20 protein-coding genes and 1 riboswitch are annotated in these 21,614 nt (G+C 75.0%); of the genes, 7 read left to right on the top strand and 13 right to left on the bottom strand.

Going from position 1 to position 21,614, the window contains the following annotated elements:
* Positions 1-162: 162 nt before the first annotated feature.
* The 12 genes from J2S46_RS34380 to J2S46_RS34325 all read right to left on the bottom strand — a co-directional run bounded on the left by J2S46_RS34380 (position 163) and on the right by J2S46_RS34325 (position 11,875).
* Positions 163-612: a PH domain-containing protein gene (locus J2S46_RS34380; protein WP_229912743.1), complete on the bottom strand. Its 450-nt coding sequence runs from the start codon at positions 610-612 to the stop codon at positions 163-165.
* A gap of 92 nt (positions 613-704) precedes the next feature.
* On the bottom strand, positions 705-1,553 hold the full coding sequence (gene hisG / locus J2S46_RS34375; protein ID WP_073921287.1) for an ATP phosphoribosyltransferase: 849 nt from the start codon (positions 1,551-1,553) through the stop codon (positions 705-707).
* A 159-nt stretch (positions 1,554-1,712) separates the two neighbouring features.
* A complete protein-coding gene (locus tag J2S46_RS34370) occupies positions 1,713-1,985 on the bottom strand; it encodes a phosphoribosyl-ATP diphosphatase (RefSeq protein ID WP_073921288.1) in 273 nt (90 codons plus the stop codon).
* A gap of 189 nt (positions 1,986-2,174) precedes the next feature.
* A complete protein-coding gene (gene ribH, locus J2S46_RS34365) occupies positions 2,175-2,660 on the bottom strand; it encodes a 6,7-dimethyl-8-ribityllumazine synthase (protein ID WP_073921289.1) in 486 nt (161 codons plus the stop codon).
* 47 nt (positions 2,661-2,707) lie between these two features.
* A complete protein-coding gene (locus J2S46_RS34360; RefSeq protein WP_191290257.1) occupies positions 2,708-3,970 on the bottom strand; it encodes a bifunctional 3,4-dihydroxy-2-butanone-4-phosphate synthase/GTP cyclohydrolase II in 1,263 nt (420 codons plus the stop codon).
* Complete coding sequence (locus J2S46_RS34355) at positions 3,967-4,554, bottom strand: nicotinamide mononucleotide transporter family protein (protein WP_079197344.1); 588 nt, start codon at positions 4,552-4,554, stop codon at positions 3,967-3,969. Before J2S46_RS34355 ends, J2S46_RS34360 begins: the two co-directional genes overlap by 4 nt.
* Before the next feature lie 56 nt (positions 4,555-4,610).
* Positions 4,611-5,273 (bottom strand): riboflavin synthase, encoded by a 663-nt coding sequence (locus J2S46_RS34350; RefSeq protein WP_191290256.1) that lies wholly within the window; start codon positions 5,271-5,273, stop codon positions 4,611-4,613.
* A 179-nt stretch (positions 5,274-5,452) separates the two neighbouring features.
* Positions 5,453-5,580: riboswitch (FMN riboswitch) on the bottom strand.
* A 141-nt stretch (positions 5,581-5,721) separates the two neighbouring features.
* The gene (locus tag J2S46_RS34345; protein WP_191290255.1) at positions 5,722-6,609 is read right to left on the bottom strand and encodes an SMP-30/gluconolactonase/LRE family protein; all 888 of its coding nucleotides are present in this window, start codon (positions 6,607-6,609) and stop codon (positions 5,722-5,724) included.
* 286 nt (positions 6,610-6,895) lie between these two features.
* Positions 6,896-7,393: a hypothetical protein gene (locus J2S46_RS34340; protein WP_229912742.1), complete on the bottom strand. Its 498-nt coding sequence runs from the start codon at positions 7,391-7,393 to the stop codon at positions 6,896-6,898.
* A gap of 3 nt (positions 7,394-7,396) precedes the next feature.
* On the bottom strand, positions 7,397-7,792 hold the full coding sequence (locus J2S46_RS34335; RefSeq protein WP_191290254.1) for a cupin domain-containing protein: 396 nt from the start codon (positions 7,790-7,792) through the stop codon (positions 7,397-7,399).
* 109 nt (positions 7,793-7,901) lie between these two features.
* Positions 7,902-11,354 (bottom strand): AAA family ATPase, encoded by a 3,453-nt coding sequence (locus J2S46_RS34330; RefSeq protein WP_307352192.1) that lies wholly within the window; start codon positions 11,352-11,354, stop codon positions 7,902-7,904.
* Positions 11,355-11,569: 215 nt separating this feature from the next.
* Positions 11,570-11,875, bottom strand: a complete 306-nt coding sequence (locus tag J2S46_RS34325; protein WP_191290252.1) for an antibiotic biosynthesis monooxygenase family protein — start codon at positions 11,873-11,875, stop codon at positions 11,570-11,572.
* 229 nt (positions 11,876-12,104) lie between these two features.
* Here J2S46_RS34325 and J2S46_RS34320 point away from each other — a divergent pair, with 229 nt between their 5' ends.
* Entirely contained in the window at positions 12,105-12,515 is a 411-nt protein-coding gene (locus tag J2S46_RS34320; RefSeq protein WP_191290251.1) for an HIT family protein, read from the top strand.
* 139 nt (positions 12,516-12,654) lie between these two features.
* Here J2S46_RS34320 and J2S46_RS34315 read toward each other — a convergent pair whose 3' ends face one another.
* Positions 12,655-13,413, bottom strand: coding sequence for a GntR family transcriptional regulator (locus tag J2S46_RS34315; protein ID WP_191290250.1), 759 nt, complete (start codon positions 13,411-13,413; stop codon positions 12,655-12,657).
* Between the two features lie 326 nt (positions 13,414-13,739).
* Here J2S46_RS34315 and J2S46_RS34310 point away from each other — a divergent pair, with 326 nt between their 5' ends.
* The 6 genes from J2S46_RS34310 to J2S46_RS34285 all read left to right on the top strand — a co-directional run bounded on the left by J2S46_RS34310 (position 13,740) and on the right by J2S46_RS34285 (position 21,609).
* Positions 13,740-14,837: a glycoside hydrolase family 19 protein gene (locus J2S46_RS34310; RefSeq protein WP_370882339.1), complete on the top strand. Its 1,098-nt coding sequence runs from the start codon at positions 13,740-13,742 to the stop codon at positions 14,835-14,837.
* A 197-nt stretch (positions 14,838-15,034) separates the two neighbouring features.
* Complete coding sequence (locus J2S46_RS34305) at positions 15,035-16,315, top strand: FAD-dependent monooxygenase (protein WP_191290249.1); 1,281 nt, start codon at positions 15,035-15,037, stop codon at positions 16,313-16,315.
* 1,287 nt (positions 16,316-17,602) lie between these two features.
* On the top strand, positions 17,603-19,996 hold the full coding sequence (locus J2S46_RS34300; protein ID WP_191290248.1) for an ATP-binding protein: 2,394 nt from the start codon (positions 17,603-17,605) through the stop codon (positions 19,994-19,996).
* The gene (locus J2S46_RS34295) at positions 19,993-20,460 is read left to right on the top strand and encodes a roadblock/LC7 domain-containing protein (protein ID WP_073921301.1); all 468 of its coding nucleotides are present in this window, start codon (positions 19,993-19,995) and stop codon (positions 20,458-20,460) included. Before J2S46_RS34300 ends, J2S46_RS34295 begins: the two co-directional genes overlap by 4 nt.
* A 20-nt stretch (positions 20,461-20,480) precedes the next feature.
* On the top strand, positions 20,481-20,939 hold the full coding sequence (locus J2S46_RS34290; protein WP_079197277.1) for a DUF742 domain-containing protein: 459 nt from the start codon (positions 20,481-20,483) through the stop codon (positions 20,937-20,939).
* Positions 20,920-21,609, top strand: coding sequence for a GTP-binding protein (locus J2S46_RS34285; protein ID WP_191290247.1), 690 nt, complete (start codon positions 20,920-20,922; stop codon positions 21,607-21,609). Before J2S46_RS34290 ends, J2S46_RS34285 begins: the two co-directional genes overlap by 20 nt.
* Positions 21,610-21,614 lie beyond the last annotated feature (5 nt).

Below are 21,614 nucleotides of genomic sequence, written 5' to 3'. Positions count from 1 at the left end.
GCGGACAGGGCAGGGCTTTGCCCTGCTTTTACCAGCGTAGACGATACCCGTACGAGTATAAGGATCTTGTTCGATCCGGCGGCGTGCCCGCGATCCGCCGAACCGGCCGGGTCGTCGGCCGGGTCGTCGGCCGGGTGGCCGGTGGGGCGGTGCGCCCGGCGCTCAGGCCTCGGCGTGCGCCCGGCCGTGGCTCTCGACCAGGTCACGCAGGGCGCGGGCGGCGCCGACCGCCTGCTGGTGGCCGACGCCCGCCTGGATGCCGACGGCGGCCAGCGAGGTGCCGTCGGCCAGGTCGAGGCTGGCCCAGGGGTCGCCCTGGCGGAAGTTCACCCGGACGATCTCGGCCCAGGCGAGCCGGCGCTTGCGGACGAAGTTGACCACCGTGACGCCCTCGGCGTCGGCGGACACCTTGGGGCGGGCCAGCATCAGGCCGGCGCCGGCGAAGACCAGCCCGCTGACGACCATCGCCACCCGGTCGTTGAGCTGCCAGTTGGCCGGCAGCGCGACCGCGATCACGCTGAACATGACCACCAGCAGGGCGCTGACCGGCAGCAGCACCGCGCGGGTGCGGCGCGGGAACCAGGTGACGGGGAGCTGGACGGGGGCGCTCACGGGGTCTCCAGACGGAGCACGGTGTCTCCAGAGAGCACGGGCGGGGACGCTCGCGTCCCCGCCCGTGGTTCGATCGGTCGAGCGGGTCGCTCTCAGAGCCGGCAGGCGTGGATGTTGGTCACCAGGATGGCCCGGGCGCCGATGCTCCAGAGGTCGTCCATGATCCGCTGGGCCTCCTTGCGGAGCACCATCGAGCGGACGGCCACCCAGCCCTCGGTGTGCAGCGGCGAGACGGTCGGCGACTCCAGGCCCGGGGTGAGCGCCACGGCGGCGCTGACGGACTCGGCCCGGATGTCGTAGTCCATCAGCACGTAGCGGCGGGCCACCAGGACACCCTGCAGGCGGCGCAGGAACTGCTCGACGCGGCTGTCCTCACCGGCGCCCTTGGGGCGGATCACCACGGCGTCCGAGACCAGGATCGGGTCGCCGAAGACCTCCAGGCCGGCGTTGCGCAGGCTGGTGCCGGTCTCCACGACGTCCGCGATCACGTCGGCGACGCCCAGCTGGACGGCGGTCTCCACGGCGCCGTCGAGCTTGGTGACGGTGGCCTTCACCCCGTGGTCGGCCAGGTGCTGCTGCACCAGCCCGGTGTAGGAGGTGGCGATCCGCAGGCCCTCCAGGCCCTTCACGTTCTCGACGTCCAGGCCCTCGGGGCGGGCGAAGCGGAAGGTCGAGCCGCCGAAGCCGAGCGCGAGCACCTCCTCCGCGTTGGAGGCCGAGTCGAGCAGCAGGTCGCGGCCGGTGATGCCGACGTCCAGGCGGCCGGAGCCGACGTAGACGGCGATGTCGCGCGGGCGCAGGAAGAAGAACTCGACCTCGTTGTTCGGGTCGACCAGGACGAGTTCCTTCGGGTCCTTGCGCTGGCGGTAGCCCGCCTCATGGAGCATCTCCGCCGCGGGACCCGAGAGCGAACCCTTGTTGGGGACGGCGATGCGCAGCATGAGTGGTGAATCCTTCGCTGAGGTAGCGGGTGAGGGGTGGTGCAGGTGGTGCAGGGCTCACGGGTGGTGAGGCTGGTGCGGTTTGGTGCTGGTCACTCGGTCGGTACAGCGGTACGGGCCGCACAGCGGCGGCCCGTACCCGGAGTTCGCGGGCCCGGTCTAGAGATGGGCGTACACGTCGTCGAGCGTCAGCCCCTTGGCGACCATCATCACCTGAAGGTGGTAGAGGAGCTGCGAGATCTCCTCCGCGGTCTCCTGGTCGGACTGGTACTCGGCGGCCATCCAGACCTCGGCGGCCTCCTCGACGACCTTCTTGCCGATCGCATGGACGCCCTGCTGGACGAGCTGCGCGGTACGGGAGGACGAGGGGTCGCCGGTGGCGGCCTTCTGCTGGAGCTCGGTGAAGAGCTCCTCGAATGTCTTCGAAGCCATGATGGACTCACCTTACGGCTTGCGGGCATACGGACGGTAAACGGTCCCGGACCGTGGACACCGCCTTGGACGACGCCCTCCCCCCGGCCGCTGTGCCGGAGGGAGGGCGGAGGCGCCGGGCCGGGGTGCCGGCCGTCACGCGAAGGGCGCCGTCACGGGACGGTGGCCGTCACGGGACGGTGGCCGGACCTACCGCCAGGGCTCGGAGACCGAGCGCAGCACCGCGGCGGTGGCCACGGCGGCCGTGACGGCCTCGTGGCCCTTGTCCTCGGCGGAGCCGGGCAGGCCCGCGCGGTCCAGCGCCTGCTCCTCGTTGTCGCAGGTCAGCACGCCGAAACCGACCGGCACTCCGGTGTTCACGCTGACCTGGGTCAGCCCGAGGGTGGCGGCCTCGCAGACGTAGTCGAAGTGCGGGGTGCCGCCCCGGATGACCACACCGAGGGCGACCACGGCGTCGTACCCGCGCTCGGCGAGCTGCTTGGCGGCGACCGGCAGCTCGAAGGTGCCGGGCACCCGCAGGACGGTCGGCTCCTCGATGCCGAGCTCCTTCAGGGCCCGGTGGGCGCCGTCCAGCAGTCCGTCCATCACCTGCTCGTGCCACTGGGCGGCGATCACCGCGACCCGCAGGTCGGCGCAGTTCTTCAGGGTCAGCTCGGGGGCTCCGTGGCCGCTCACGTTCGTACTTCCTGTCCGGTGGTGGTGGGTGGTGGTGCGGGGTGCTGTCAGGAGTCCTGGCCGAGCCAGGGCAGCTGGTGACCCATCCGGTCGCGCTTGGTGCGCAGGTAGGCCAGGTTGTGCTCGCCGGGCACGGTGGGGACGGGCTCGCGGCCCTTCACCTTGAGGCCGTGCTCGGTGAGCGCGGCGATCTTGTCCGGGTTGTTGGTCAGCAGGGTCAGCGAGCGCACGCCCAGGTCGGTGAGCATCTGGGCGCCGATGCTGTAGTCCCGGCCGTCGGCGGGCAGGCCGAGGTCCAGATTGGCGTCCACGGTGTCCCGGCCCTGCTCCTGCAGCTCGTACGCGCGCAGCTTGTGGGCCAGGCCGATGCCCCGGCCCTCGTGGCCGCGCAGGTAGAGCACGACGCCGCGGCCGGCCGCCGCGACCTTCTCCAGCGAGGCCTGCAGCTGCGGGCCGCAGTCGCAGCGCAGCGAGCCGAACACGTCGCCGGTGAGGCACTCGGAGTGGACCCGGACCAGCAGGCCCTCGCCGTCGGGCACCTTGCCGTCGGCGTCCAGGCCGCCCGCGACCAGGGCGATGTGCTCGATGCCGTCCAGGGTGCCGCGGTAGCCGACGGCGGTGAAGTCGCCGTAGGCCGTCGGCAGCGCGGTGACCGCGGCGCGGTCGACGTGCAGTTCGGTGCGGCGGCGGTAGGCGATCAGGTCCTCGATGGAGATGATCGCGAGGCCGTGCTCGCGGGCGAAGGCGACCAGCTCGGGCAGCCGGGCCATGGTGCCGTCGTCGTTGACCACCTCGGCGATCGCGCCGGCCGGGGCCAGCCCGGCGAGCCGGGCCAGGTCGACGGAGGCCTCGGTGTGGCCGGGGCGCACCAGGACGCCGCCCTCGACCGCGCGCAGTGGGAAGACGTGCCCGGGGCGGGTCAGGTCGCCCGGCTCGGTGCCGACGGAGGCCAGCAGCCGGACGGTGCGGGCCCGGTCCGCCGCCGAGATGCCGGTGTCCACGCCGTCGCGGGCGTCGACCGAGACGGCGTAGGCGGTGCCCTTGCGGTCCTCGTTGACCTGGGTCATCGGCGGCAACTTGAGGCGGTCGAGCTCCTCGCCGGTCATCGGGACGCAGATCACGCCGGAGCTGTAGCGGATGGTGAAGGCCAGCAGCTCGGGGGTGGCGGCGGAGGCGGCGAAGACGATGTCGCCCTCGTTCTCCCGGTCCTCGTCGTCCACCACGATCACCGGGCGGCCGAGGGCGATGTCCGCGATCGCACGCTCGACGGGGTCGAGGGCGAGGTCGTCGGTGGCGGGCTGGGTGCTCATGCGGATGCTCCCTGCAGGACGGTGTCGGTGGCGGGACGGGTGTCACGGGTGCGCAGCCACCAGGCGCGCAGGCCCAGCAGGACCAGCACGAAGTAGATGCTGAAGGTCAGACCGGTGAAGGCGAAGCCGCTGTTGAAGGCCAGCGGGACGCCGACCACGTCGACGGCGATCCAGGCGAGCCAGAACTCCACCCAGCCCCTGGCCTGCGCGTACATCGCGGCGAGGGTGCCGACGAAGATGTAGGCCATCGCCCAGGGGTGGTAGACCGTCTCGGTGATGTGCAGGAAGGCCCAGGTGACGGCCGCGGTGCCGAGCGCGGTGGCGCCGACCAGCGCCCCCCGCTCGGTCCAGCTCGCGAAGCGGACCGTGATGTCACCGGTCTCCTGCCGGCCCCGGCGCCACCGGGTCCAGCCCCACACCGCCGCGGCGACGACGATCAGCTGTTTGCCGATCAGCCCGGGCACGTGGCCGGACCAGTAGGCGGCGATCAGCACGGCGCCGGAGAGCAGTTGCAGCGGCCAGCTCCACACCGAGCGGCGCCAGCCGAAGCCGAGCGCGACCAGGCCGAACAGGTTGCCGATCATGTCGGCCCACTTCACCGGCTCACCGAAGAGGGTGAACGCTATGCCGCTCAGCCAGTTCACGGGGCTTCCTTCGCGATGGTGTCGGGCAGGGCACGGGAGTCGAGCAGCCGCTCGACGTACTTGGCGAGGACGTCGACCTCCAGGTTCACCGGGTCGCCGACCGCCTTGGCGCCGAGCGTGGTGAGCGCGAGGGTGGCCGGGATCAGGCTGACGGTGAAGCTGTCGCGGGCGGCCTCGACCACGGTGAGGCTGACGCCGTCCACCGTGATGGACCCCTTGTCGACCAGGTAGCGCGAGATGCTCTGCGGCAGCGAGAACCGCAGCACCTCCCAGCGGACGGTGCCGTCCGCGTCGAGGTCGCCGGGCTCGCGGCTCAACAGGGCTCCGGTGGCGTCGACATGACCCTGCACCAGGTGACCGCCGAGCCGGGCGCCGAGCGCCATGGCCCGCTCCAGGTTGACCGGGGAGCCGGTGCGCAGCGCGCCGAGGCTGGAGCGGTGCAGCGTCTCGGCCATCACGTCGGCCGTGAACTCACCGCTCTCGGCGGCCAGTTGATCGGGGGTGTCGACAACGGTCAGGCAGACGCCGTTGACCGCGATGGAGTCGCCGTGGTGCGCACCCTGACAGACCACCGGGCCACGCAGGCGGATCCGCGACGAGTCGCCGATCTCCTCGATGGAGACGACCTCGCCGAGCTCTTCGATGATGCCGGTGAACACCCGGGTTCTCCTCGCGCATAGGGCGCGGACTCCGGGGCGGCATGGGGAGATGACACGGAACGGCACAGGGACGGGCGTACGCCTGCGGGAGCCGCTCCGTCGGCGCCTTCGCCGGGGAGAGCTCTGCCTGTGCACACCACCCGCGGTCCACCGGGGGACCACGGCACTGCTCGATCCGTCGCGCACGCCTCCCATCCGGACTTTAACCGTCGGTCCAGGAATCTCACCTGGTCAACCGCTCGCTGGCTGCGGACGGGTCGCGGACTGTAACCGCCGGTTCGGATTTTCACCGACCCCGGAGTGCGCTGAACGTCACTGCTACTACTGCCGTCATTGTGCCATGATCCGCGCGCCCTCAGGGAGAGGCGTTCACTGTGGGCTGTTTCACTCCCCCCGCGGGAATGCGCCGGTACGCGCGCCGGGCGCCCGGCCCGCTCCCGGACGGGCCCTACGCCCCGCCGGTCGCCCCCGCCGGGAGGCCGGCGCCCCAGGGCAGCACGGCCGGGGTGGGCGGCGGTCCGGGCACGGGTACCCGGACGGCGTGCAGCTTGCCCGCGTCGGGCGCGAACCGCCCCTGCTCGTCCGGGCGGTGGGCGGTGGTGATGTACAGGGTACGGAGGTCCTCGCCGCCGAAGGCGCAACTGGTCGGGCAGGCCGCGCCGATCGGCAGGACGGTGTCCAGCCGCCCGTCCGGGGTGTAGCGGTGCAGGGCCGAGCCGCCCCACAGGGCCACCCACAACGCACCCTCGGCGTCCACCGCGAGGCCGTCCGGCCAGCCCGCGTCCGGGTCCACCGCGACGAAGGGGCGCCGGCCCCGGACGCTGCCGTCGGCGAGGTCGTAGTCCAGGACGTCGATCCGCCGGGTCGGGGTGTCGATCCAGTACATCCGGCGGGCGTCCGGGCTCCAGCCCAGCCCGTTGGCGATGGTCGCCCCGGAGATCACCTCGGTGGCGACCGCGCCGTCCAGACGCAGCAGGGCCGCCCCGCCCGGCCGCTCGTCGCCGGACATCGTGCCGACCCAGACCCGGCCGGCCGGGTCGGCCTTGGCGTCGTTGCAGCGCTCGGCGGCGCCGAGCGGCACGGCCGCCACCGCCTGACCGTCCAGCTCGACCACACGGTCGCGCAGCACTGCCGCCCAGCCGTCCACGGTCGGCAGGATCGCCGAGGCCGGCGGCGGCAGTTGGCGCGAGCTGCCGTCGGAGTGGTGCACCACCCCGGCCGGGATGTCCACCCAGCGCAGGGAGTTGGTGCGGACGTCCCAGACCGGACCCTCGCCGAGGCCGCTGACCCGGTCGTCGACGGGCGTGGGGGCGGGGATGCCTGCGGGATTGCTCATCGGGTGTCGACCTCCGGGGGGACGGCGCGGGCGTCGCCGTCGGCGGCAGGCGCCGTTCGCGTCCGGGGCGCCGGGCCCGGCCGGGGCGGCCGGGGGCTCGGCGATCTCCCCGGGCACGCGGCGGCTGCCGGGCGGGCGGGTGGGCGGCGGGGATCCGGGCCCGTTCCGCGCCATCCTGCCAGTGATGGGCCGCGCGGTCGACAGCCGAGGGGACGGCCGGGGGCCGGGCCGCGGGAGCAGCCGGGAGACGGCCGGGGAACGGGCCCGGGGACGGGCCCGCGCGGGGTCAGGGCCGGAGCAGCACCACCTCCCGTCCGTGCCGGCGCTGCTGCTCGGCGTCCCAGTCGCCGGTGCAGTAGACGGAGATCCGGGCGATCATGCCGTCCTCGACGTCCGCCCGCATCAACTCCCGGCAGTACCAGGACTGCCCGTCCTGCTCCCAGCGCTCCTCCAGCTCGATCACGAACCCCGTCGGGGTCGGGTCGACCCGGCGGCGCGGGACGAGGCCGGGGGCCGGGTGTCCGGCCTTGCGCAGGGCGACCAGGCCCGGCACGCCCGCGGCCTGCAGCCGCCACTGCGGCACCGTGAGGTCGCAGAAGACGTCGGGCCGGAAGAGGCCCGCCGGCGGGCTGCCGGTCTCCAGGAAGGTGACCAGCAGGTCCGGCAGGGCCTCCTGGTGCCGGGGGCCGGCGAACGGACCCGCGGCGGTCAGTGCGATCGTTTCGGTCGGCGCGGTCGGCGCGACCGGCGCGGTCGGCGCGGTCGGTTCCATGGTCCGGGTCATCGGTCAGCTCCCGACGTGCGCGCCGCTCGCCTTCGCGGCGTCCAGGTTGCGCCCGACCACCGCCATGGTCCGCTCCAGCGCCTCGGTCGGGCTGAACTCGATCAGCTCGGTACCGGCGAAGAGCAGCGGCAGGTGGCCCGGGGTGGCGTGGTAGGCGTCGCCGGCCCGGAAGACCTCGTCGTGGTCCGGGTAGCGGTAGACCACCTTCCCGGTCACCACCAGGCCGAAGTGCGGGCTCTGGCAGCGGTCCTGCGGCAGGCCGGCGAACAGCGGCGCCGGGTCCAGGTCGGCCTTGTGCGTCTCGAACCCGACGGTGTAGCCGTCCAGTTCGGCGTAGCGGCCTTCGATCATCGGCTCGTCCACGGCGAGCGCCGCCTCGGCCTTCGAGATGCGGGGCATGGTGGGCCTCCTCGTTCCGTTCCGGTCCCCTCCACCGGTGGGGCGTGAGGTCCGGGCGCACGATGTGAGGCACCACCGGGGCCGCCCGGAGCCCGCCCCGGCCGTGCCGTCAAAGCTGCCAGCCCACCGGTGACTCGGGGTCGTACACGCAGAGCGTGCCGGTGCGGACGGCGTTGGCCAGGTGCCGGCCCAGCGGCGGGTGGGCGCGGGTGATCCGGTCGAGCGCGGCGCGGATCCGGGCCGTCACGGTGGTCCTGGCCCGCTCGGCGGCGGAGCCCGTCCGGCGCGGCCGGCCGCCGAGTCCGTACGCGGCGGAGAGCTGGCCGACCAGGGCCTGGCGCTCGACGGCGATCCGGGCCGAGCGGTCGGCGTCCCCGTCCCGGTCCGCCTCGGTCTCCTCCTGCTCCAGCTCCCGGAGCCGGGTCCGGTAGGCCTGCCGCGCCGTGGAGTCGATCAACTCCCCGGTGTCACCCGGCGGATGGAGCCCGTCGGGGTTGGCGCCGGGGATCGTGGCGCGGTCCCCGGCGCGGGCGCCCGCCGGGCCGGCGCCCGCGGTGACGAGGTCGAGGGCCGGCACCGGCCGGCCGGGGCGGGCCAGCAGGACGGCCAGGTCGTGCAGGCCCTTGCTGTCGGCCAGCGTGACCTGACGGCCGGCGAAGCACAGCTCCCAGCCCTCCCCCGCGCGCCGGAAGACGTTGCCGCCGGCCGGCTGCGGGCGGGCACCCGCCTCCTGGGCGATCCGCCCGGCCAGCCCGGTCGCGCCGACCGCCCGGGCGGCGGCCAGCGCGGCGGTGAAGTGCCGCTCGGCCGGGGCGCTCCCGCCGAGGGCGGCCGCCAGCAGCCCCAGGTGGCGGTGGACCGGGCCGCGCACGGCGGCACCGATTCCCTCGACCACGAACAGGTCGGCGTACGGCGCCAGCCAGTCGTAGAGCTGCCGGGCCGGGCCCGCCAGCTCCGCGGCGGGGCCGGTCAGGCCGAAGACCTCCGCCGCCTGGGCCAGCATCGGCAGCCATTCGCTGTCCCTGGGGGAGGTCGCGAGCAGGGGCGCGACGGCCGCCAGCCTCCGCCGGGCCTCCGCCGGCTCGCCCAGCTGGGCGGCGATCAGCGCCTTGGTCACCCGGGGCCAGAGGCCGAGGGAGACGTCCAGCAGCGAGAGCCGTTCGGCCAGCGACCGGATGCCCGCGCGGTCACCGGTCTCGGCGAGCAGGCACCAGCGCTGGGTGGCGGCGAGCAGCTCCGCGTTCTCGCTGCCGGCCCGCCGACCGAGCACGGCCACCCGGTCGAGGGCGCCCCGGCAGTCCTCGAACCGGCCCTCCAGCAGCGCGCGCATGCCTTGCCAGAGCGGGACGTACCAGGCGTGCAGCGGCTGCCCCAGTGCGGTCGCGGTGACGTCGAAGGCCAGCACCTCCTGCTCCGCCTCGGCCACCCGGCCGAGCTCCAGCAGGGCGACCACCCGCAGCCGGCGGCCCAGCAGTTCGGCGGACGGGTCGGGCAGCCGCCGGGCCAGCCGGACGATCTCCGTGGCCCGGTCGAGGCGTTCGGCGCAGTACGCCGGACCGGCCCGGGCGTCGCAGAGCGCGGCCAGCGCGTAGGCGAGCGCCTGGTCGTCACGGCCGGCCCGGGCCGTACGGACCGCCTCCTCGGCGAGGGCGGTCCGGTCCTGCTCCGGCTCGACCAGGGTGGCCGCCACCGAGAGCCGGGCGGCGACCGCGGCGAGCAGGTCGGCGCGCGCCGGGGGCAGGGCGGCCCTGGCCTCGGCCAGCAGGTCGAGCTGGGTGCGGTCCAACAGCCCCACCTCGAACCCGGCGGGGCCGGCGCCGAGCCCGAGGGCCGCCCTGGCCAGCAGGTCCGGCCGGGCGCGGCGGCGGGCCAGCGCGGCGGCCCGCAGGAAGTCCTCCCGGGCCTTCGCCCGCTCCCCCGCCCCGATCCGGGCCGTCCCCAGGTCGACCAGCAGCTCGGCCAGCAGCTCGGCGGCCTCCGGAGCGGGGGCGGCGGTCGGAACGGCGGCGAGCTCCGGGACGGGGGCGGACGGATCAGGGGCGGATGGACTGGCGACGGACGGGTCGGGGTCGGGGGCGGCGGTCGGGGCCTCGGCCGCCCCGGCCGAGGCCAGGGCGGCGACGGCGGCCTGGTACCAGCGCACCGCGTCCTCGTACGCCAGCAGTCCGTACGCGCGCGCCCCGGCCCGGCGGGCGAAGTCGGCGGCGCTCCGGGCGTGCTCCGGGCCGGCCAGCAGAAGCTGGTGGGCGACCTCGGCCGGGCCCACGTCCCGCCCCCGCCCGGCGAGCCCGGCCAGCACCTCCGCCGCCCGGTGGTGCCACCGGGCCCGCTCCCCCACGGGCAGCGCGTCATGGACGGCCTCCTGGGTCAGCTGGTGCCGGAAGGCGCCGCGGCCGGGCTCGGCCAGGGTGAGCAGTCCGGCGTCCACCGCCTGCCCGAGCACCGGGCGCAGCTCCGCCAGCGGCACCGCGGCGACCTCGGCGAGCACGTCGAGGTCGAAGGCGGCGCCGAGCGCGGAGGCCGCGCCCAGGACTCGTGCGCACTCCGGCGCGAGCGCCGCGACCCGCGCCTGCACTGCGGCCCGGACGGACACCGGCACCGGGCCGTCGCCGGGGCGCCTGAGCAGCTCGGTGACGAAGAAGGCGTCGCCGCCGGTCCGGTCGAGCAGCTCGCGCACCGACGCCCGGTCCGGCCTGCCGCCGGTCGCGGCCCGGGCCAGCGCCCGGACCTCCGGCTCGCCGAGCGGTCCGACCGGCAGGCATCGGGCGGTGCGCAGCAGCGCCGCGAGCGCCGCCGTCCGCCCCTGCCAGGCCGAATCCTCGTCCCGGGCGGTGGCCAGCAGCAGGACCGGGTCCGTGCGGACGGCCGCCGCCAGCTCCAGGAGCAGCGTGACGGAGGAGGCGTCGGCCTCGTGCAGATCGTCGACGACCAGCAGCAGCGGCCCGGCGGCCGCACCCGCCCGGACCAGTGCGGCCACGTCGCCGGCCAACCGCAGCCGGGCGGCCGCCGGGCCGGGGTCGGGCACGAGGCCGGAGGCGGGGGCGAGGCCGGAGGCGGGGGCGAGGCCGGAGGCGGGGGCGAGGCCGGAGGCGGGGGCGAGGCCGGAGGCGGGGGCGAGGTCCGGGGCGAGGTCGAGGCCGGGCTCCGGAGCGGCACCTGCGGCCAGGAGGGGTGCCGCAGGGGTCGCGCCCTCGCCACCCGCGGCACGGACGGAGGGTGCGCCTTCGGCCGGCGGCCCGGCCGGACCTTGCCCGGCGATCAGCGCCCGCAGTCCGGGTGAGCCGCGGACCAGCCGGCCGCAGGCGGCCGTGCCCGCCGCCAGCTCGCGGGCCAGCTGCGACCATGGGCGCAGCGCGCTGCCGGCCTCGCCGGGCGGGCACCAGGCCCAGAGCACCCGGAAGTCCTCGGCGGCTCGCACGGCCTCCTCCGCGACCCGGGTCTTGCCCGCGCCCGCGGCGCCGGTCAGCGCGACCAGGCCGCCGTGCCCGGACCGGGCGTCGGCGAGCGCGTCGCCGATCTCGGCCAGCAGGTCGGCCCGTCCGACGAAGGGGAGCCCAGGCATCGGCGGTCCTCCCGTCCCCGCTTCGAGCGTAGCCAGCGCGGGCCCGTCGCGCGGCCGGGGGAAGGGGGAAGGGGGAAGGGGGGCAAGGAGGAAGGGGAAAGCAGGCCAGGGGTACTGCTGCCGGGGGGCCGGGTTCCGGGAGCGGGCGACGGCGGTGGCCCGCACGGCGGCCGGGCCGCCGAGAGGCGGGAGCGGCGGCGGACGGGCCGGCCGGGTCAGCCGGTGGCCAGCGGCCGGTAGTGGGTGACCTCGGGCGGGTGCACCAGGTAGCGCAGCTCCCCTTCGGCCCACACCGGCCGGATCCGCCACATCGGGCCGGCGTAACCGCGCAGGGCCGCCTCGTCCCGCCACCGGGTCACCACCAGCACCCGGTGGCCGTCGTCGGTCATCGACCGCAGCACCTCCCCGCCCAGGCACCCGTCGGCCTCGGCCAGCCCCGGGAGCACCTCGGAGACCAGCAGTGCGCAGAACTGGTCGACGTGCCCCGCCAGGACCTGCGCGGCCCAGATCCGGACGATCACGGCTACCTCCTCCCACGGCCCGCGCCACCGTGGCCGCACCCTGGCGTGGCACGGCCCGGCCGGCTCGCGGACCCGTCGGGTATGTCACCCATTGTCCGCCCGGCAGGCCCGCATCGGGACCGGTGCCCCCGTCCACCGGGCCGGGCGCCGGCTCCCGCCCCGGGGGCCGGACGGGCGCCGGCGGCGCGGCCTGCCGGGGCCGGGCCCGCCGGCGGGTTTCACTGGTCGGATGGACTGCGTCTTCTGCGCGATCGTGGCCGGCGGCCTGCCCGCCCACCGGGTGCTGGACGACGAGGTGGCGGTGGCCTTCCTCGACCAGCGCCCGCTCTTCCCCGGGCACGTGCTGGTGGTGCCCCGGCAGCACCTGCGGACCGTCACCGACCTGCCCGCGGCCGACGTCGGACCGTTCTTCGCGCGGGTACAGCTGGTCACCGCCGCGGTGGAGCGGGGGATGGCGGCGGCCGGCAGCTTCGTGGCGGCCAACAACCGGATCAGCCAGTCGGTGCCGCACCTGCACGTCCATGTGGTGCCCAGGAACCCGAAGGACGGGCTGCGCGGGTTCTTCTGGCCGCGCTCGCGCTACCCGGACGAGGCCACGGCCGCCGAGGTGGCCGCGCGGCTGCGGGCCGCCCTCGGCTGAGCCCCGGCCGGCGCGACCGGCGCGACCGGGGCGACCACGGCGACCAAGACGGGGCGGCCCGCCAGCCGCGGCCAAGGCCGGGGCAGCGGCACCCGGGGCCCTGGCGGCGGAGCCCGAAGGGCGGCGGAGCCGCGGCGGCTCAGTCCGAGGCGCCCAGTCGGGTGGTGAAGCTGAAGCGGTCGCCGCGGTAGAGCGAGCGGACCCGCTCCACCGGCAGGCCCTCCTTGTCGCGGGTGAGCCGGTGCAGCAGCAGCATCGGGAGCGCGGGCGGGGTGCCGATCAGCAGGGCCTCGCGCGGGGTGGCGAGGACGGTCTCGATCCGCTCGTCCGCGCCGCCGAAGCCGATGCCGAGCTTCTCCCCCAGGTAGGCGTAGAGCGAGGCTCCCGGGTCGAACTCGCGGTCCAGCGCGGGCACCCGGGCGACCGCGAGATAGGTGCTCTCCAGGCCGACCCGCTCGCCGTCCGCGAGCAGCACGCGCTCCAGGTGCCAGACCGGATCGCCGGGCGCCAGGCCCAACTGTCCGGCCAGCGCCGGGTCGGCCGCGAAGGTCTCCAGCCCGATCAGGTTCCGGCCCGGGACCCGGCCCTGCCGCCGGACGCCTTCGGTGTAGCTGGCCAGCGACAGCGGCTGCTCCAGCTTCGGGCCGGCCACCACGGTGCTCCGGCCCCGACGGCGCACCCGGCCCTGGATCAGCAGTTCCCGCAGCGCCTGCCGCAGGGTGTCCCGGGAGACCGCGAAGCGGGTCGCCAGGTCGCGCTCGGTCGGCAGCACCCCGCCTTCGCCGAGGTCGTCGAGCAGCGCGTCCAACTCGCCTTTGACCGCGTAGTACTTGGGCACCCGGCCGTGGTCCGGGATGCCCGACCTGATCGGCGCACCGGGGCCGGGGTAGTCGTTCACCCCGCCATCCTCGCAGATGCCGGTGGCCGGCCGGGTGCACGAACGGGCCGTCGCCCGGCTGCGGCGACCGCCGGAACGAGGGCGGCGGCGCGGCGGCCGCGCCCGGCACCCGGGAGCGGGCAGGGCGGCCGGGCCTCGTGGAGGTTTGCGGGAGGTTTGGTCCATACCTATTGACAGGTATAGACCACTACTGTTGAGTCCCCATCAGTTCCGCCCCGGCCCGCACCCCGGTCGGGGCCCGGCCTCCCCACGGCCGGCCCCCCGCGGGACCGTCCTGTCCTCCAACTCGTGCGGCCCCCACCGCACCGAGGGGTGATGAAATGTCGATCCACAAGCGCGTGATGGCCATCCTGGCCGCCGTCGCGACAGCGATAGCGCTCGCCGTGCTCCTCCCCGCCTCCGCCTCGGCGGCAGGCTGTGCGACGCCCTGGAACTCGGCCACGGTCTACACCGCCGCCAGCGGCCAGGTCTCGTACAACTCGCACAACTGGTCCGCGAAGTGGTGGACCCAGAACGAGACCCCGGGCGGCTCCTCCGGCGTCTGGGCCGACCAGGGCAGCTGCTCCGGCGGCGGTGGCGGGACCACCCCGACCCCGACGTCCGGCACCGGCTGCACGTACCCCGCCTGGGTCGCCGGCCAGACCTACCTCACCGGCGCGATCGTCAAGTACACCAACGGCCAGTACTACCAGGCCACGCACGACAACCCGGGCTACGACCCGGTGATCAGCACCTGGTACTGGTCGCCGTACACCTGCACGGGCGGCGGGACGTCCCCGAGCCCGACGCAGACCGCCAACCCGGGCGGATTCCCGGTCAGCGAGGCTCAGTTCAACCAGATGTTCCCGAGCCGCAACCCCTTCTACACCTACGCCGGCCTGACCGCCGCGCTGAGCGCCTACCCGGGCTTCGCCGGCACCGGCAGCGACACCGTCCGCAAGCAGGAGGCCGCCGCCTTCCTCGCGAACGTCAGCCACGAGACCGGCGGCCTGGTCTACGTGGTCGAGCAGAACACCGCGAACTACCCGCACTACTGCGACACTTCGCAGTCGTACGGCTGCCCGGCCGGTCAGTCCGCGTACTACGGTCGCGGCCCGATCCAGCTGAGCTGGAACTTCAACTACAAGGCCGCCGGCGACGCCCTGGGCATCGACCTGCTGCACAACCCGAACCTCGTGCAGACCGACGCCTCGGTCGCCTGGAAGACCGGCCTCTGGTACTGGAACACCCAGAACGGCCCGGGCACCATGACCGCGCACAACGCCATGGTCAACGGCTACGGCTTCGGTGAGACCATCCGCAGCATCAACGGCAGCCTGGAGTGCAACGGCGGCAACCCCGCCCAGGTCCAGAGCCGGATCAACTCGTACCAGAGCTTCGTCCAGATCCTCGGCACCACCGCCGGCAGCAACCTGAGCTGCTGACACAGGTCCGCGACGGACGGGGAGGGCGTGGCCTGCGGGCCGCGCCCTCCCCGGCGTTCCGGCGTTCCGGCGTTCCGGCGCGCCCGGCCGGCACCGACCCGCCCGATCGGCCACGGGTCGGCCGTACACGTCGTACGGTGGTCGGAGCGGGCCCGGGGGCACGGGACGCGGCGGCGCGGGTGGCGGGGAGTCCGGTCATGCTCGGTGGAACGGTCGCGGTGGTCGGCGGAAGCATCGCGGGCTGCGCGTTCGCGGCGGCCGCGGCGCGCGGCGGCGCCCGGCGGGTGGTCGTCCTGGAGCGCTCCTACGGCGAACTGACGGACCGCGGGGTCGGCCTCTGCGTGCACGACGACCGGTACGCCGAACTCGCGGCGGCCGGCCACCTGGACGAGGGCATCGCCTGGCACCGGCTCACCCGGCGGCACTGGCTGGTCGCCGACGGCTCCGCCCTCGGGCGGCTGGTCTGGGACCAGCCCTTCCCGTTCCGCTCCTACCACTGGGGCCTGCTCTGGCGCGGCCTGCGCGAACGGACCCCGGCCACCGTCGAGCACCGCCTGGGCGACCCGGTGGCGGGCGTCCGCAACGCCTCCCCGGCGGCGGACGGAACCGCGGGCGCCGTCGTCCGGCTGGCCTCCGGCGGCGAGGAACACTTCGACCTGGTGGTCGGCGCGGACGGGTACCGCTCGGTGGTGCGCGCGGCCGTCTGCCCCGAGGCGCGGCCCGGGTACGCCGGGTACGTCTGCTGGCGCGGCAGTTTCCCCGCCGGACGGCTGGCGGCCCTGGACCACCTGGCCGGCCCGGCCGACCGGGCCTGGCCCGCGGAGCACGCCGCCACCGTCTGCTTCCCCGGCGGCCAGTGCGTGCTCTACCGGATCCCCGGCCAGGAACCCGGCCGGCCGATGGTCAACTGGGTCTTCTACGCCCCGCCGCCCGCCGCCGGCCTGCGGCTGGAGGACCCGACCAGCATCCCGCCGGGCGCCGCCACCGAGGAACTGACCGCGCATGTCGCGCTGCTCGCCGAGCGGCACCTCCCGCCCTACTGGGCCGCCCTGATCGCCCTGACCCCGCCGGAGCGGACCTTCCTGCAGCCGATCTACGACCTCGACACCCCGCGCCGTACCTCGGGCCGCCTGCTGCTGGCCGGCGACGCGGCCACCGTGGTGCGCCCGCACAACACCAGCGGCGCCGCCAAGGCCGTTCAGGACGCCGTCGCCTTCGAGGACGCCTGGCGGCGGTCCACCTCCTGGGAGGAACTGCTCGCCGCCTACGAGCGTGACCGCGGGGAGGCGGGGCACGCCCTGGTCACGCTCGGCCGCCGCCTCGGCCGGGCCCAGGTCGAGCAGGCACCCGACTGGACGACCATGGACCCCGTCCGGACGGCCGCCTGGTGGGACGAGCAACTGGCAGGCACGGCGGGCTTCGGCGGCCACGCGTTCCGGAGTGCCCTCGCCCCGGCGACCGGGCCGACCGCCTCCTGAGCCGGGCCGCCTGCCTCCGAACTCCCCGCCTCCGAACTCCCCGCCTCCCTGGTCGACTCCCTGGTCGACTCCCGCAGCGGGACGGCACCCTCGGGTCGCGCAACGGCCGGACGGCGACCGACACCGGGCGAACACCGGGCTGCCCGCCTGCCACGGGGTGCTGCCCGGCTCGGCCGACGATTCTGGGGAGTAGACCGACCGGTCGGTCCACTGGCGTCCGGGACGGGCTTGCTGGACCAGCCAGACCGGTCGACCAGGATCGACAGCCCCGCTGAACCGAACCGCCGGCGCACCGGCTTCCGAGACACGCTCACTGGACCGACCGGTCTACCGATACCCGGACATGCAGCGGACTGGACCGACCGGTCTACTGATACTCGGAGCCGCCGAGGACTGGACCGACCGGTCTACCGAAAGACCGCCCCGAGGAATGGACCGACCGGTCTACCGAAAGACCACCGACCACTGGACCGACCGGTCTACCGACCACCAACCACAGACCACAGAGCGCAGAGCAGAGACCCCCGCACCGACCGGTCTACCGAATACTCGAGACGATTCAGCTGGACCGACCAGTCGATCCAGCGACGCCCGGAGCAAGCCCACCGACCGGCGGCCAGGCCGGCGCGAGCCGGATGGCCGGCTGGCCGCGCGAGGCCCACCAGGGGCCCACAAGGGGAACGCCAGCAAGCAGGCCCGGCCGCCCCTGACACTCACCACCAGGGACGCCGCACCCGTCGAGGCCCCTCGTCCGGCCGCACGAGAGGGCCGGCAGGGCGCGCCGGCGCTGGACCGCGCCACGCCGCCCCCACTCCCTCCCGCCCGCCCCCTCGGGCCGAGCCCCGCCGAGCCCCGCCAAGCCCCGCCAAGCCTGCCAACCTCCATCGGAACCCATCGGAACCCACCGGAACCCACCGGAACCCGCCGGGCCACCGGCGCGCTGCCACCGCACCGTCACCGGGTCGGCCAGGAAGAGAAGTTCGCCCACCGACGACTCGGCGGGATCGCATGAGATCTCCATCACATCCCGTGACCCACAGTTTCAACCGTGCAACTGTCGGTACCGTCCTGACCTGCGACGACTCTCGCCGGGATGACGCCACATCAGAGATGCCGACGGGGGAAATGCAGAGTTGATCTTGTTTGTCCACCTATTTCTACGGTTGACTCTCGCGGGTGTCTGCGGCGGGATCGGGGGTTACCGTCCTCCTGCGAGATCCACGAAGGCCTGAAAAGTGCGTTGGCGCTTGAGGCCTGACGAGATTGTGAGCACCGTTGCGTAAAAGGATGACGGAGCGCCGGCGCCCCGGCGGGGCGTCGAGCGGCCCCGCCGACGAAGGCAGCGCGCGTACCGGGTCGGCGCAGGCCGACGCACCGACGCCCGGCCGCTTCCCGCGCCCCCTCGCCTGTTGCCTGGCGGTCCTCTCGCTCTCCGGCTGCGGAGCGGCGGCGGACGGCTCCGCCGTGCCCGCGCTCTGGGGCGCCGGCGCGGCTGTGGTCCTCGCCGGCGGCAGCGCGTACGTCGCGCGTCGCGCCACGGCGCGTCCGCTGCTGCGCGCCCGGGACCAGGCCGAGCGGAACCTCCAGGCCCTGATGGAGGAGCGGCACGGCCTGGCCGCAGAGCGGGAGACCCAGGACCGCCGGCTGCACGCCTACGCCGGCGAGCGGCAGCAGTTGCTCCACGAGCGCGAGCAACTGCTCCGCACCCTGGACGAGCTGACCCGGCAGGCGGAGGAGACCGCCGAGCGGCAGGCCGGCACCGACACCCTGGTCACCGAACTCTCGGCCGAACGGGACGCCCTGACGACGGCCCGTGACGCGCTCCTGCTGGAGCGGGACGCGCTGGCCAAGGAGGTCGACGAGCTGGAGGGCAGCGTCGACTCCACCTTCGTCAACCTCGCGATGCGCACCCTGACCCTGGTCGAACGCCAGCTCGTGCTGATCGAGGCGCTGGAGGGCCGCGAGGCCGACCCGGCGCAGCTGGAGAGCCTGTTCCGGCTCGACCACCTCGCCACCCGGATGCGCCGCAACAGCGAGAACATGCTGCTGCTGGCCGGCCTGGAGAACAGCCACCGCAGCCGCAAGACCGTCACCCTGCTGGACGTCGTCCGGGCCGCGGTCTCCGAGATCGAGCGCTACGAGCGGGTCAAGCTCGGCTTCCTGGCCCCGATCCGGCTCAGCGGGGCGGTCGCCGACGACACCAGCCACCTGGTCGCCGAACTGCTGGAGAACGCAACCGCCTTCTCGCCCCCGCAGGACCAGGTCGAGGTCGGCGGCTGGCTGCTCGACAACGGCGAGCTGATGATCTCCGTGGTGGACCGCGGCATCGGCCTGCCCGGCGAGCGGCTGCGCACCCTGAACGAGCAGCTGTCCGAGCCCTCCGAGCCCGGCAGCGACCGCCGTGACGCGCTGCTGGCCGGCGCCCTGACCGGTCGGAGCATGGGACTGTTCGTGGTCGCCCGGCTGGCCCGCCGGCACGGCATCCGGGTCCAGCTGCGGGAGAACGTCCAGGGCGGCGGCATCACCGCCATGGTGATGCTCCCTCGGGAGGCCCTCCAGCAGGACGCCGTCACCAACACGGACCTGGACGACCAGCGCCGCGCCGAACGCACCGTCACCTCGGCCGCCGAGAGTGCCCGCGCCCAGGCGGAGGCGCTCGCGGCCGCTCAGGCCCGCCCGATCGTCCCGGCGCCCCGCCCCGAGGCCACGACCCCGGACGGGGAGCCGCCCGTGCTGCCGCGCCGCAAACCCGCGGCGCAGGCCGCACCGCCCGCCCGGACCGCCGAGCCCGGCCCGGCCGCCGGGCCCGGCCCGCAGGACCTGCCGGCGGTTCCGCCGGCCGCCGGGGAGCAGCCGGCGGAGCGGGCCCCGGACGGGTCCGACCGGCCGGCCTCCGCCGCGGTGCCCGAGGAAGGGGCGGCCCAGCACGGCCGGGCCGACGAGCCGATATCCGGGCGGCCCCAGGACGGCACGCGGGCCCCCGGGCGCGGGACGGAACAGGACGACGCCCCGGTCACCCCGCTCGGCCTGCCCCGCCGGATCCCCCGGGGCAACGGCCTGCCCGGCACCGGGGAGACGCCCACCTCCGGCCTGCGCCGCCTGGCGGTGGAGGAGAGCACCCCGGCCCGGACCGCCCCCGCGGCGGCCGACGGCCGCCCGGGAGGCGCGGGGCAGGACGTCCCGGGGCAGGACGTCCCGGGCCGGCCCGGCAGCGGCCGGCGCGCGGCCGAACAGCCCGTCGCCGAGCAGCCCGTCGCCGAGCAGCACGCCCCCACCCGGTCGGGCACCTCCCCCGAGGAGCTCCGTCGCCGGCTCGGCGTCTTCCAGGGCGGCCTGCGCCGGGCGGCCCGGGACTCGGCCCTGGCCGGCGCGCAGCCGGCGCAGGCGTCCACCGCCTCGCCCACCGGGGACCGCACGGGGGACCAAACCGAGGACCAAACCGAGGACCGCACCGGGGACCACTCGGGGGCCCGCACCACCGGGAAGCGACCCATCGAAGACGGCCCCGCCGAAGACCGACCGACCGAAGACCGACCGACCGAAGACCGCACCACCGGGAACGGACCCACCACAGCCCCGCCCACCACAGCCCGGCCGTCCGTCACGCCGCTCCCCGAGCCGCCGGCCGCGCCGGCGGCGGAGCAGCCGCAGGACACGGCCGTCGAGGGGGAGAACCGATGAACGATTCCGGACACCTGGTACAGGCGGGCGACGGCACGCCCGGCCATGTCGCGGTCAGCCAGGCCGCCAGCAGCGTGCGGTGGCTGCTCAACGACTTCCTCGGCTCGGTCGCGGGTGTGGTCGACGCCGTGGTGGTCTCCTCGGACGGCCTGCTGCTCGCCGACTCGCGGGACGGCTCGCGCTCCGAGGAACTGGCGGCGATCGTCTCGGCGCTGACCAGCCTGGCCGCGGGCGCGGCCGGCTCGCTGGCCCGCGGCGCCGTGAAACAGACCATGGTGACGATGGACCAGGGACATCTCGTGGTGATGGCGATCAGCGACGGCTCCTGCCTCGGTGTGTACGCCTCCCTCGAATGCGATCTGGGCGTCGTCGCCTACCAGATGGCGCTGCTCGTGGAGCGCGCCGGTCATGCGCTGACGCCGCAGGTGCGCAGCGAACTCCACCGGGCGATGGCCGTCCGATGAGGTCTAGGGAGGTGGGAAGCATGGCCGGCAGCGACAACGGCGGTACGTACGGAGCAGAGCAGGGCCACGCTCTGCGCGCACAACGGACCACGACGACCCGGCCGGGCCAGGGGCGTTCGTCCCGGGTGCGGCCGTACACCATCACCCGGGGCAGGACGCGGTTCACCGGCGTGCTGCTGGTCGAAACGCTGGTGTCGGCGCTCAACCGGCCGACCGACCCGGCGGACCGGGCGCTGCCCGAGCTGGCGGCGATCTGCGAGCTGTGCCGGGGTCAGATGCGCTCGGTCGCGGAGATCTCGGCCCTGCTGCGGATCCCGTTGGGGGTCGTCAAGGTGCTGGTCAGCGATCTCGCCGACCAGGGCCGGATCAGGGTGCACGGCACGGACTCGGCGGGGGCCCCGGGCGGGGCGGGCGAGGCGCACGGCACGTCGAAGCGTGATCTGCTGGAGAAGGTGCTGGGTGGACTTCGCAAGCTCTGAGGCCGCAAGGGAGCGGCCCTCAGTCGTACCGACTGCCCCGGCAGTACCGGGCGCACCGGGTGCGCCCGACCGGGCGGACCTGCCCCCGGGTGTCCCGCTGATCGCGGGAACGGCCACCTCCACCAAGATCGTGGTGGCGGGCGGCTTCGGCGTGGGCAAGACCACGTTCGTCGGCTCGGTGTCCGAGATACCCCCGCTGACCACCGAGGCGGTGATGACCGAGGCCAGCGTCGGCCTCGACGACACCGGCGCCGTCCCGGGCAAGTCCACCACCACGGTGGCGATGGACTTCGGGCGGATCAGCCTGGAGTCCGACCTGGTGCTCTACCTCTTCGGCACCCCGGGGCAGGGCCGCTTCTGGTTCATGTGGGACGACCTGGTGCGCGGCGCCGTCGGCGCGGTGATCCTGGCCGACACCCGCCGGCCGGCCGACTGCTTCCCCGCGCTCGACTACTTCGAGGGCACCGGGCTGCCGTTCGTCGTGGCGGTCAACCAGTTCGACGGTGCCCCGGTCTACTCGACCGAGGCCGTCCGGGACTCCCTCGCCCTGCCGGACCACATCCCGCTGCTGCTCTGCGACGCGCGGGAGCGGGCGTCCTCGGTCGAGGTGCTGACCGCCCTGGTGGTGCACGCGCTGGCACAGGAGTCGGCGCAGGCCGGGCGTCTCTGACCGGC

Source organism: Kitasatospora herbaricolor (assembly GCF_030813695.1).
Lineage (GTDB): Bacteria > Actinomycetota > Actinomycetes > Streptomycetales > Streptomycetaceae > Kitasatospora > Kitasatospora herbaricolor.
This window is presented reverse-complemented; position numbering and strand designations above follow the sequence as displayed.

Excerpts from the sequence above, each read along its gene's own strand:
- hisG (WP_073921287.1), bottom strand. The coding sequence starts at position 1,553 with ATGCTGCGCATCGCCGTCCCCAACAAGGGTTCGCTCTCGGGTCCCGCG.
- J2S46_RS34370 (WP_073921288.1), bottom strand. The coding sequence starts at position 1,985 with ATGGCTTCGAAGACATTCGAGGAGCTCTTCACCGAGCTCCAGCAGAAG.
- J2S46_RS34360 (WP_191290257.1), bottom strand. The coding sequence starts at position 3,970 with ATGAGCACCCAGCCCGCCACCGACGACCTCGCCCTCGACCCCGTCGAG.
- J2S46_RS34355 (WP_079197344.1), bottom strand. The coding sequence starts at position 4,554 with ATGATCGGCAACCTGTTCGGCCTGGTCGCGCTCGGCTTCGGCTGGCGC.
- J2S46_RS34345 (WP_191290255.1), bottom strand. The coding sequence starts at position 6,609 with ATGAGCAATCCCGCAGGCATCCCCGCCCCCACGCCCGTCGACGACCGG.
- J2S46_RS34340 (WP_229912742.1), bottom strand. The coding sequence starts at position 7,393 with ATGACCCGGACCATGGAACCGACCGCGCCGACCGCGCCGGTCGCGCCG.
- J2S46_RS34335 (WP_191290254.1), bottom strand. The coding sequence starts at position 7,792 with ATGCCCCGCATCTCGAAGGCCGAGGCGGCGCTCGCCGTGGACGAGCCG.
- J2S46_RS34330 (WP_307352192.1), bottom strand. The coding sequence starts at position 11,354 with ATGCCTGGGCTCCCCTTCGTCGGACGGGCCGACCTGCTGGCCGAGATC.
- J2S46_RS34320 (WP_191290251.1), top strand. The coding sequence starts at position 12,105 with ATGGACTGCGTCTTCTGCGCGATCGTGGCCGGCGGCCTGCCCGCCCAC.
- J2S46_RS34305 (WP_191290249.1), top strand. The coding sequence starts at position 15,035 with ATGCTCGGTGGAACGGTCGCGGTGGTCGGCGGAAGCATCGCGGGCTGC.
- J2S46_RS34300 (WP_191290248.1), top strand. The coding sequence starts at position 17,603 with ATGACGGAGCGCCGGCGCCCCGGCGGGGCGTCGAGCGGCCCCGCCGAC.
- J2S46_RS34295 (WP_073921301.1), top strand. The coding sequence starts at position 19,993 with ATGAACGATTCCGGACACCTGGTACAGGCGGGCGACGGCACGCCCGGC.
- J2S46_RS34290 (WP_079197277.1), top strand. The coding sequence starts at position 20,481 with ATGGCCGGCAGCGACAACGGCGGTACGTACGGAGCAGAGCAGGGCCAC.